The sequence below is a fragment of the Pseudoalteromonas sp. SR45-6 genome, assembly GCF_014163545.1.
Lineage (GTDB): Bacteria > Pseudomonadota > Gammaproteobacteria > Enterobacterales > Alteromonadaceae > Pseudoalteromonas > Pseudoalteromonas rhizosphaerae.
Genome location: NZ_JACJDM010000014.1, coordinates 69,047 through 80,542, shown reverse-complemented (window position 1 = coordinate 80,542; position 11,496 = coordinate 69,047). Strand labels below are relative to the sequence as shown.

Genomic DNA, 11,496 nt, shown 5'->3' with positions numbered 1-11,496 from the left:
CTAAATAAAGTGCTAACTGCGTTATAATTTATTCAAGTATAACAACTACATGTCGAAACTTACGCCTTGTTATCACTGTATTTATCTGTCGCTATAAATGGTCAGTAACTTAACACGATTGGTATTATCGCTTAAAACTTATAGCTTCCCTAAACGCAAAAAGCCCCGCATTTTCATGCAGGGCTTTTAATAATTTTGTAAAACTGTGATTAACTCATTGCAGCTTGTAACTTTTTCATCGCTGTTTTTTCAAGTTGACGAACACGCTCTGCAGATACGCTGTATTTTTCAGCCAGTTCTTGCAGTGTTGCTTTATCGTCTGATAACCAACGAGCACTAACAATGTCTTGTGAACGTTCATCTAGGGTTTTTAACGCACTAAATAAACGTGTATGAGATTGCTCTTGATATTGTTGCTGTTCAACTTCTTCAGCTAAATCATTACTGCCATCAGTTAAGTATTGCACAGGCGAATAGGTACTAGTTGGTGCGTCATCGCTGTCGTCACCGGTTAAATCAAAGCCCATGTCTTGGCCGCTCATGCGCGATTCCATTTCACGAACTTCTTTTTCACTCACACCTAGCTCACTCGCTACGGTAGCAACTTCAGCTTGGTTAAACCAACCTAAACGTTTTTTGTTTTTACGAAGATTAAAAAACAATTTACGCTGCGCTTTAGTGGTCGCAACTTTAACAATGCGCCAGTTTTTAAGTACAAATTCGTGTATTTCGGCTTTGATCCAATGCACTGCAAATGAAACCAAACGTACGCCCACTGATGGGTCAAAACGTTTTACTGCTTTCATCAGGCCGATATTGCCTTCTTGAATCAAATCAGCTTGCGGTAGACCGTAACCTGAGTAACCTTTAGCTATATGTGCAACAAAACGAAGGTGAGACATGATGAGTTGCTTTGCAGCGTTAAGATCGCCATCTTCCTGTAAGCGAGTCGCTAACTCTTTTTCTTGCTCAGCACCTAGCATAGGTATAGTGCTTACCGCTTGAAGGTAGCCGTCCATACTTGCGCTTTGCTGTCCAACTGTGAGTGCCATTGCGTATAAATCTTTACTCATTTTTCACCTCAGTGATAAACATTTGAAACCATCTTAGCACTCTTTCACTTAGAGTGCTAACTTCAATGTAAAACTTTTTTTCGATTGAAGCAAGTGGTTTTTTAGTGTTTTTTATTCTACTTTAAACGCCTGAATAAGCGATGAATTCTAGCTTTGCGGTCAGTTGGTTATGATAAAGCAATTCACCACAACCAACTTAATCAATGATTATAAACAATAATTGTTACACTTTATCGGGTTCGATTTCTTTTATATATCGATTAACAGATAAGTAAGAGCCAACAAACCCTAAGCTGGTTGCAAGTAGCACTAACGCGCCAAATTCGCCTAAGCTTAAGCCGATTAAATTAAAGTTAGTTTGATACACTCCAGCGACTTGGGTGACTGCAGATCCAAGCCACCACATCATGAGGGCCACACATATAAAAGCAAACAAACCACCAACAATGCCATACCAAATGCCGGTCCATAAAAATGGCGCATGAATAAAGGTATTGGTTGCACCGACTAGCTTCATCACTTGGATCTCTTCTTTCTTATCCATAATTGATAAGCGAATAGTGTTGCCTATGATCAAAGTTACCGAAGTCAGTAATAACAACGCGATGGTGATCACGCTTTCTTTTAACAGGCTTAATAATGCATTTAAGCGCTCAAGCCAGGCAATATCTAATTTACCAAAATCAACTTCACGCTCTGCTTCAAGCTTTTTTAATAATGCTTGCGCGGCGTTTGGTTGACGATGGCGAGAAGTCGGCGTGACGATAACAACATCTGGCAGAGGATTGCTATCTAAATATTCAAGTGCTTGGCCAAACCCTGATACTTCTTTAAATTCAGTGAGCGCATTTTGTTTAGAAATAAAAGTGACATTATCAATTTCAGGGTAGAGTGCTAAGCGTTTAACAAGCGTTTGTGTTTCTTGTTCACTCATGGATTCTTTTACAAATAATGAAATCTCTGCAGCTTCTTCAAAGCCACTGCTGACCTGCTGCACATTTTTAACCACTAAATACAAGGTCGCTGGTAAGGTTAAACTTAAACCCAACACCGCAATGGTCATCATTGACGCCATCGGTGTGCGCCACATTTCCCCTAGGCTATATACACCTTGGCGAAATATATTCAGCACAAAGAAATAGCTGGCTGCAAAAACTGATTTTTTTACTCGTTCATTTTGGCTTTTTCGGCCTTTGAATAACAAACTCATAGTGTTGCCTCTGCCAATGGATCTTGACTCATGCGACCATCTTTTAAGGTTAAGCTACGGTATTTCATTCGCGAGATCAGCCCTAAATCATGGGTGGCAATTAAGACTGTAGTGCCATGATTATTAAATTCTTCAAACAAACGCAAGATATCCATGGAAAGCTCAGGATCTAGGTTACCTGTTGGTTCATCTGCAAGTAATAATGGTGGAGAGTTTACAATTGCCCGGGCAATTCCAACTCGCTGTTGTTCACCACCAGAGAGTGTTGAAGGGTGGCATTTTACTTTATCTAGCAAGCCAACTTTATCAAGTGCGCCATGCACACGCTTTTCAATTTGCTTATGATGCGTACCTTCGATAATTAGCGGCAAGGCAACATTATCAAAAATAGTGTGGCGCTCTAATAAACGGTGGTTTTGAAATATGATACCAATATCACGGCGGACATAAGGAATTTGCCGCGATTTTACTGCATTTAAATCAACGCCATTAATAAAAACATGACCCGCCGACGGGCGTTCCATTAAACTAATGAGTTTAAGTAAGGTACTTTTACCAGCACCACTGTGACCTGTTAAAAAAGCCAATTCACCCGGTTTAACATGGAAATTAACTTTTTCCAGTGCTCGGTGACCACCGGGATATGTTTTGCTGACTTGCTGAAAATTTATCATTTTAGTTATCAATCATCCACAGCTGAAAAGGGAGCAAGCTCCCCTTTTAAATTTAAACTTCGTCCTCATCTTGGCTAAATAGCGCATCAATGAAGTCATTACTATTAAATGCACGTAAATCATCAATGCCTTCGCCCACACCAATATAGCGGATCGGAATATTAAATTTATCGGCGACGGCAAAAATAACCCCACCTTTGGCTGTACCATCTAACTTAGACAATGTAATACCGGTAAGGCCAACACACTGATTAAATAAGTTCACTTGGCTAATTGCATTTTGCCCTGTGCCAGCATCGATGGTTAGCATCACTTCATGCGGTGCATCGGGATCAATTTTCTTCATCACCCGGGCTATTTTTTCAAGCTCTTGCATCAAGTTGTCTTTATTTTGCAAGCGACCAGCTGTATCTGCAATTAACACATCAACGTTACGCGCTTTGGCAGCTTGAAATGCATCAAATATCACTGAGGCACTATCAGCACCGGTGTGCTGTGCAATTACTGGGATTTTATTACGCTCACCCCATACTTGTAATTGCTCAACCGCAGCTGCACGGAAAGTATCACCTGCAGCTAACATGACTGATTTACCTTGATCCTGAAATTGCTTAGCAAGTTTACCAATGGTCGTTGTTTTACCAACTCCATTAACACCCACCATTAAAATAACAAATGGTTTTTTATCAGCAGGAATTTCTAATGGCTGTTCTGCCGTTTTAAGCATCGCCGCCATTTCTTGCTTCATTAGCTCATATAATACATCACCATCCTTTAACTGTTTGCGGTTAGCCGCATCAGTCAAACGATCGATCAGCTTCATGGTGGTATCAACACCTAAGTCGGCTGTTAATAGCTGAGTTTCAAGATCTTCAAATAATTCATCATCAATTTTCTTACCAGTGAAAATCGATGCAAAGCCAGAACCTAAGTTTACTTTGGTTTTTAATAAGCCTTTTTTAAGACGAGCAAAGAACCCTTCTTTCTTAGGTTTTTCAGCTGTTTTTGCTTCCTCGCTGGCAAGCTCGGCTGTTAATCGCTCTTGCTCTAAACGCTCAGCTTCCGCCTCTTCGGCAGCAATACGTTGTTGCTCTACACGTTCGGCTTCAGCTTGCTCTGCGGCAATACGTTGTTGCTCTACACGCTCAGCTTCGGCTTGCTCTGCAGCAATACGTTGTTGCTCTACACGCTCAGCTTCGGCTTGCTCTGCTGCGATACGCTCTTGCTCTACACGTTCAGCTTCGGCTTGCTCTGCTGCGATACGCACTTGTTCTACACGTTCAGCTTCAGCTTGCTCGGCAGCAATACGCTCTTGCTCTACACGTTCAACTTCGGCTTGCTCTGCGGCAATAAGCTCTTGCTCTAAACGCTCAGCTTCGGCTTGCTCGGCAGCAATACGCTCTTGCTCTACACGTTCAGCTTCGGCTTGCTCCGCGGCAATACGCTCTTGCTCTAAACGCTCAGCTTCCGCTTGCTCAGTAACAATACGCTCTTGCTCTAAACGCTCAGCTTCGGCTTGCTCTGCTGCGATACGTTCTTGCTCTAAAAGCATTGCTTCTTCTTGCTGCACTAAACGAGCGGCTTCATCGCGGCGTTGTTGTTCTGCTTGTTCTGTTGCTGCTAATTCAGCATCTGTGATGGCTTGGCGTTCAGCATCACGTGCCTCAGCTTGCTCTACAGCAATACGCTGTTGTTCTAAGCGCTCTGCCTCAGCTTGCTCTGCAACAATGCGCTGTTGTTCTAAGCGCTCAGCTTCAGCTTGCTCTGCAACAATGCGCTGTTGTTCTAAGCGCTCAGCTTCCGCCTCTTCTGCAGCAATTCGTTGTTGCTCTAAACGCTCAGCTTCAGCTTGCTCTGCGGCAATACGCTGTTGTTCTAAGCGCTCAACTTCCGCTTGTTGGTTATCGGCCTCTTGGGCGGTCTGCTCTACTTGTTGGTTTTTATCTGACTTACCAAAACCAAACCAAGACAGGAATTTATTTTTTTTTGCCATACTTGCTAATAACCACTTATAAAAATCTGATAAACTAACGGTAATACTTTGTGTATTCGCTGCATTGCTTTAAAAGCACAGCCGCTAATAACCACAACATATTGTCTAAGATGCTCATAGTAACACTTTTAGCGCAGTTGAAAAATGACACGCTACTATATGATTGCAATATTATCTGAGCTGGATTCTAGATACCATTTTTTAGTGAGCTAAATGAGAAATAAATCACCACAAAAACAAGTGAGTAATAAAGCCAGCTATGGCGTTATTAGGATCATCAGCGGGCAATTTCGTGGCCGTAAATTACCAGTAAAAGATGTGCAAGGTCTTCGTCCAACCACAGATCGTATCAAAGAAACGGTATTTAACTGGTTAATGCAAGATACTCGCGATACTAAAGTACTCGATTGTTTTGCAGGTTCCGGTGGATTAGGTTTTGAAGCACTCTCTCGTTTTGCTCTCAGTGCACGCTTTTTAGAGATGGATAAACTAGCCGCCAACCAATTACAAACTAATATTGACACGTTAAAGCTCACTAACGCTGAAGTAATTTGCACCGACAGTTTGCTTTATTTAAGTAACAATACTCAGCAACAACAGTTTAACTTAGTGTTTATTGATCCACCTTTTCGCCAAGGTTTAGCCCAAAAATGCTGTGATTTACTCACTGAAAATGACTGGCTAAGTAAAAATGCTCTCATTTATGTTGAAGTAGAAAGTGAGATGAGTGCATTGCAAACACCTAGCAATTGGCTGTTATTAAAAGAAAAAGCGGCGGGACAAGTATTTTGCCGCCTCTATGAACTACAGTAAAATTAGTAACATAGAAATATTTTTTGTTTCCACTTGGAGCAGACAATATTTATCCTTTACATGTGGTGCGGCTTCGGATTACAATACTGCACCATTTTTGAACCACTTGATCATTGTTTGATCAACTTGAGCAACGCTCATTATTTAGGTAGGTGAATTTTTAATGCCAGTAATTAAAGTAAGAGAGAACGAACCGTTTGACGTAGCACTTCGTCGCTTCAAGCGTTCATGTGAAAAAGCAGGTATCCTTTCAGAAGTTCGTCGTCGCGAGCACTATGAAAAGCCAACAGCTGAGCGTAAGCGTAAAAAAGCTGCAGCGGTTAAGCGTCACATGAAGAAGCTTTCTCGCGATAACGCACGTCGCGTTAAATTATATTGATCAGTATTGGTCTTGTATAAATGAGCCTTTTAATAAAGCTAAAAGATGCGCAAAAAGATGCGATGCGAGCGAAAGACAAATCTCGTCTTAACCCAATTCGTATGGTGCTTGCTGCAATCAAGCAGCGTGAAATTGACGAGCAAATAACACTTGATGATGACGGTATTACCGCAGTATTAGTGAAGCTTGTTAAACAACGCCGTGATTCTTACACTCAGTATACTGATGCTGGCCGTGAAGATTTAGCCGAAATTGAAGCCAATGAGATTACAGCTCTTGAAGAATTCTTACCTCAACAATTGAGTGAAGAAGAAATCATAGCTCTTATTGATGCGGCTATTGCTGATACTAACGCAGCAGGTATGCAAGATATGGGTAAAGTAATGGGTATAATCAAAAGCAAAGCTGAAGGTCGCGCCGATTTAGGTAAGATCTCTGGTTTAATTAAGCAACGATTAACTGCCTAATACTCCCACATACAGATGTATGATTTAAGCAAACCGAGCCATGTGCTCGGTTTCTTCGTTTTTCGCTTTAATAAAAATAGCATTTGTGTTCAAATCTAAATTGTAGAACTAAATTATCTGATATTTCGTTCACCTTATTTTCTATTTATCTCAGGACTACACTTTACTAATGGCTGGAAAGATCCCACGTAATTTTATAGATGATTTACTTGCCAGAACCGATATTGTTGAGCTAATTGACTCCAAAGTTGGCTTAAAAAAAGCGGGCAAAGATTACCAAGCCTGTTGCCCTTTTCATAACGAAAAATCCCCATCATTTACCGTATCTCAAGACAAACAGTTTTATCATTGCTTTGGTTGTGGTGCGAACGGCAACGCTATTTCATTTGTTATGGAATACGACAAGCTTGACTTTGTTGATGCCATTGAAGAACTTGCAAGCATCCTAAATCTTGATGTACCTCGAGAGCAAGGCACCAGTAATGGCCCAGAGCGTACCGCAGAACAAAAACGCTCAGATTACGATTTAATGCTCCATAGTGCGCGTTTTTATCAACACCAGTTAAAACATCATGCTAATTCAGCAACCGTAATAGACTATGTAAAAGGCCGAGGCCTAAGTGGCGAAACCGTTAAAAAGTTTATGATTGGTTATGCCCCCAGTGAATGGGAAGGCCTTTGCCAACAACTTGGCCGCAATAAAGCACAAAAAGAGCAATTAGTTGAGCTAAAGCTGGCCTCAGAGAAAACCCCAGGCCGCCAATTTGACTTCTTTCGTGATCGCTTAATGTTCCCTATTCGCGATAAACGTGGTCGTGTTATTGCTTTTGGTGGCCGTGTGATGCAAGCGGATCAAGGACCTAAATATTTAAACTCGCCAGAAACCCGTATCTTCCATAAAGGCTTTGAACTATATGGATTATATGAAGCAAAACAAGCGCATAAAAAGCTCGACCATGTACTCATAGTTGAAGGCTATATGGATGTTGTGGCACTGAGCGAGCAAGGTATTGAATATGCGGTAGCTGCGCTTGGTACTGCCACCACCACTGAACACATGCATACATTGTTTAGAGCCACTGACCGGGTAATTTGTTGTTATGATGGTGACCGCGCTGGCCGAGATGCCGCTTGGCGTGCACTCGAAAATGCCCTGCCCTATTTAAATGATGGCAAAGCGCTACTGTTTGTATTTTTACCAGACGGTGAAGATCCCGATTCATTAGTACAAAAAGAAGGCAAAGAAGCGTTTGAACTACGTTTATCTCAAGCCGATGATTTTACTAAAGTGCTATTTAATAAACTCAGCCAAGAGATTGATTTAACTACCGATGCAGGTAAAGCTAAGCTTCTTAGTGCTGTGCTTCCGTTGGTTGAGAAAATCCCTAGTCAGTTTTATCAAGAAAACTTATTAGAGCACTTAGGTCGATTAATAGGCCGCACTAAAGAGCAGTTAAACAATCGCTTAAAAACACCTAAACAGCAGCATGCGATTGAGCGAAAATTTAAAATTACGCCAATGCGTCGCGCAATTGGGTTACTAATTCAGCACCCTAAATTAGCCAATACAGTGCCTTATTTAGCTGATTTAGCACAAATGAATATTGCCGGTATCGCCTTGCTTATTAGGTTGCAACATTGCGCTTTACAAAAAAGTGACATTACTACAGCGCAATTAATTGAATCATTTCGAGAAACACCCGAGTACGAGGCGCTCATTAAGCTCGCTACTTGGCGTCATGAGATCAATGACGACCGTTTAGAGGACGAATTTAAAAATACTTTCAGATTTATTGAAGATCAGTGTTTAAATTATCGACTCGAGACCTTATTAATAAAAGACAAGACCCAAGGACTTACGAGTGAAGAAAGACTAGAATGTTTAGCCCTTACTCAAGCGTTAAAAGGGTCGAAAAGACACTAACAGCTAGTCAAAAATGAATTATGCTGTTATACTGTGCTATTCACTGCGTCAAATAATACTTAGCTTGGCTTAATAAATAAGCAAGCTGGCGCCTGTTGTATCAACTTATCAGAGTGGAAGAAACAATCTCTATGGATCCAACTCCTCAGTCACAATTAAAACTTCTGATTCAAAAAGGTAAAGAGCAAGGTTACTTAACTTTTGCAGAAGTTAATGATCACCTTCCACAAGATATTATCGATTCAGATCAAGTAGAAGATATCATTAGTATGATCAATGATATGGGTATCAAGGTTAGCGAAAACGCGCCTGATGCCGATGAATTGATGATGCAAGAAACAACAACAGATGAAGACGCAGCGGAAGCTGCAGCCGCTGCGCTTGCTACTGTAGATAAAGAAATCGGCCGTACAACGGATCCGGTTCGTATGTACATGCGTGAAATGGGTACTGTTGAATTGCTTACCCGTGAAGGCGAAATTGTTATCGCTAAGCGTATTGAAGAAGGGATCAACCAAGTACAAATCTCGGTTGCAGAATACCCTGAAGCAATTACATACCTACTTGAGCAATGGGATAAGTTTGAAGCAGAAGAAATGCGCTTAAGCGACATTATCTCTGGTTTCTTCGATCCTAATGAAGATGCTGCGCCAATCTCTGCTACCCATATCGGTTCTGAATTAAGCGAAAAAGAACTTGATGATGAAGATGACGATGATACTGATAGCGATGATGAAGACGAAGAAGAAGTAGATACTGGCCCAGATCCTGAAGAGGCTCGTGTACACTTTGAAAACCTTCGTGATCTTTACAATAAAGCACGCGACACGTTTGATAGTAAAGGCCGTTCACATCCAGAATCGCAAGCTGCGATTTTTGAGATTGGTGAGCTGTTTAAAACCTTTAAACTAGTGCCGAAACAGTTTGATCGTATGGTTAACAACATGCGTGAAATGATGGACAGAGTTCGTGTTCAAGAACGTATCGTCATGAAACAAGCTGTACAAATCGCTAAGCTACCGAAGAAAACTTTTGTTAAGCACTTTGCTAATAATGAAACTGATGCTGCATGGATTGATCTTGAGATTGCTGCGAATGAAAAACATTCTGCAAAATTAGAAGAAATCAAACCAGAAATCATCCGCTGTATTAATAAACTATGTGTAATCGAAGAAAGCACAGGTTTAAGCATTGAGCGTATTAAAGACATCAACCGTCGTATGAGCATTGGTGAAGCAAAAGCGCGCCGTGCGAAAAAAGAAATGGTTGAAGCTAACTTACGTCTTGTGATCTCAATTGCGAAAAAATACACCAACCGTGGTTTACAATTTTTGGACTTAATCCAAGAAGGTAACATTGGTTTGATGAAAGCTGTTGATAAGTTTGAATATCGCCGTGGTTATAAGTTTTCAACTTATGCTACGTGGTGGATCCGTCAAGCAATCACCCGCTCTATCGCCGACCAAGCGCGTACAATCCGTATTCCGGTGCATATGATTGAAACGATTAATAAACTTAATCGTATTTCTCGTCAAATGCTGCAAGAAATGGGTCGTGAGCCAAATCCAGAAGAATTAGCAGAACGCATGATGATGCCTGAGGATAAAATCCGTAAGGTACTTAAGATTGCTAAAGAGCCAATTTCTATGGAAACGCCAATCGGTGATGATGAAGATTCGCACTTAGGCGACTTTATCGAAGACACTACTATTGATTCGCCAATCGACTCGGCAACAATGGAATCTCTTCGTGGCGCTACCAATGATGTGCTTGCTGGCTTAACAGCCCGCGAAGCTAAAGTATTACGTATGCGTTTTGGTATCGATATGAATACCGACCATACCCTAGAAGAAGTAGGTAAGCAGTTTGACGTAACGCGTGAGCGTATTCGTCAAATCGAAGCGAAGGCACTACGTAAATTACGCCACCCTTCACGCTCTGACTTATTGAAAAGCTTCTTAGATGCTAAGTAATTAGCAAATACAGATTTAAATTTAAAAGGCCGCTGTAGCGGCCTTTTTTCTATTTACAGGAAATAATTATGGCTTGGATCCAAATCCGTATCAATGCTAATGCTGCAACCGCAGATGCAGTAAGTGATCTATTAATGGAGGCAGGTAGTGCGTCTGTTACCTTTATTGATGCTAAAGACACCCCTATTTACGAACCAAAAATCGGCACTGTGGTGTTTTGGGCTGACACGACTGTAATTGGTCTATTCGAAGCTAACCACGATATGAATGCGGTGATAGCTCTATTACAGCGCCACGATGAGTTAAAAGACACCTTAGTGTACAAAATAGAGCAACTTGAAGACAAAGACTGGGAACGTGAATGGATGGATAACTTCCACCCAATTCAGTTTGGTGAAAAACTATGGATCTGCCCAAGCTGGCGTGATATTCCCGATCCTGATGCCGTCAATGTACTGCTTGACCCTGGCCTTGCTTTTGGCACTGGCACCCATGCCACCACCGCTTTGTGCTTAAAATGGCTAGAAAGCCAAGATTTGACCGGTAAAACTGTGGTCGACTTTGGTTGTGGCTCAGGCATTTTAGGCATTGCAGCTATCAAACTTGGCGCTGAGCGCATGATCGGCATCGATATCGATCCTCAAGCCCTTGAAGCAAGCTTAGATAACGCACAGCGAAACGGCGTTGCAGATAAACTCGAAGTATACCTGCCAGAAAATCAGCCTGAGTTTAGCGCCGATATCGTGGTGGCCAATATTTTAGCTGCGCCACTGCGTGAATTACACAGCGTGATTTTAGGCTTGTTAAAACCAGGTGGTAAAATTGCTATGTCGGGAATTTTAGAAGAACAAGCGCAGTCGGTAGCAGATGTTTATGCCCCTTTTTTAGCGCTTGATGATATCGCTGTTGAAGGTGAATGGACACGGGTAAGTGGCATAAAAAAAGCTTAACTTACTGGGATCGGCAATTTAGAGTATTAACGTAAAACCT

The 11,496-nt window shown here is 41.5% G+C and carries 10 protein-coding genes; 6 read left to right on the top strand and 4 right to left on the bottom strand.

From position 1 onward, the window contains the following. Positions 1-209: 209 nt before the first annotated feature. The 4 genes from rpoH to ftsY form a co-directional block, all read right to left on the bottom strand. Positions 210-1,073, bottom strand: coding sequence for an RNA polymerase sigma factor RpoH (gene rpoH, locus H5158_RS08800; protein WP_145234811.1), 864 nt, complete (start codon positions 1,071-1,073; stop codon positions 210-212). Positions 1,074-1,296: 223 nt separating this feature from the next. Next, positions 1,297-2,283 (bottom strand): permease-like cell division protein FtsX, encoded by a 987-nt coding sequence (ftsX, locus tag H5158_RS08795; RefSeq protein ID WP_182739864.1) that lies wholly within the window; start codon positions 2,281-2,283, stop codon positions 1,297-1,299. Further along, complete coding sequence (gene ftsE / locus H5158_RS08790) at positions 2,280-2,957, bottom strand: cell division ATP-binding protein FtsE (protein WP_064665448.1); 678 nt, start codon at positions 2,955-2,957, stop codon at positions 2,280-2,282. Before ftsE ends, ftsX begins: the two co-directional genes overlap by 4 nt. Positions 2,958-3,009: 52 nt before the next feature. Further along, on the bottom strand, positions 3,010-4,950 hold the full coding sequence (ftsY, locus tag H5158_RS08785; protein WP_182739863.1) for a signal recognition particle-docking protein FtsY: 1,941 nt from the start codon (positions 4,948-4,950) through the stop codon (positions 3,010-3,012). 213 nt (positions 4,951-5,163) lie between these two features. On the opposite strand from ftsY, the gene rsmD reads away from it, so the two are divergent. The 6 genes from rsmD to prmA all read left to right on the top strand — a co-directional run bounded on the left by rsmD (position 5,164) and on the right by prmA (position 11,456). Beyond that, the gene (rsmD, locus tag H5158_RS08780; protein WP_182739862.1) at positions 5,164-5,763 is read left to right on the top strand and encodes a 16S rRNA (guanine(966)-N(2))-methyltransferase RsmD; all 600 of its coding nucleotides are present in this window, start codon (positions 5,164-5,166) and stop codon (positions 5,761-5,763) included. 163 nt (positions 5,764-5,926) lie between these two features. Then, positions 5,927-6,142, top strand: a complete 216-nt coding sequence (gene rpsU, locus H5158_RS08775) for a 30S ribosomal protein S21 (protein WP_002957797.1) — start codon at positions 5,927-5,929, stop codon at positions 6,140-6,142. 20 nt (positions 6,143-6,162) lie between these two features. Beyond that, complete coding sequence (locus H5158_RS08770) at positions 6,163-6,609, top strand: GatB/YqeY domain-containing protein (RefSeq protein WP_145234803.1); 447 nt, start codon at positions 6,163-6,165, stop codon at positions 6,607-6,609. 169 nt (positions 6,610-6,778) lie between these two features. Beyond that, entirely contained in the window at positions 6,779-8,533 is a 1,755-nt protein-coding gene (gene dnaG, locus H5158_RS08765) for a DNA primase (protein WP_182739861.1), read from the top strand. 131 nt (positions 8,534-8,664) lie between these two features. Then, positions 8,665-10,506: an RNA polymerase sigma factor RpoD gene (gene rpoD / locus H5158_RS08760; RefSeq protein ID WP_145234798.1), complete on the top strand. Its 1,842-nt coding sequence runs from the start codon at positions 8,665-8,667 to the stop codon at positions 10,504-10,506. Between the two features lie 68 nt (positions 10,507-10,574). After that, positions 10,575-11,456, top strand: a complete 882-nt coding sequence (prmA, locus tag H5158_RS08755) for a 50S ribosomal protein L11 methyltransferase (protein WP_149983109.1) — start codon at positions 10,575-10,577, stop codon at positions 11,454-11,456. Positions 11,457-11,496: the final 40 nt, after the last annotated feature.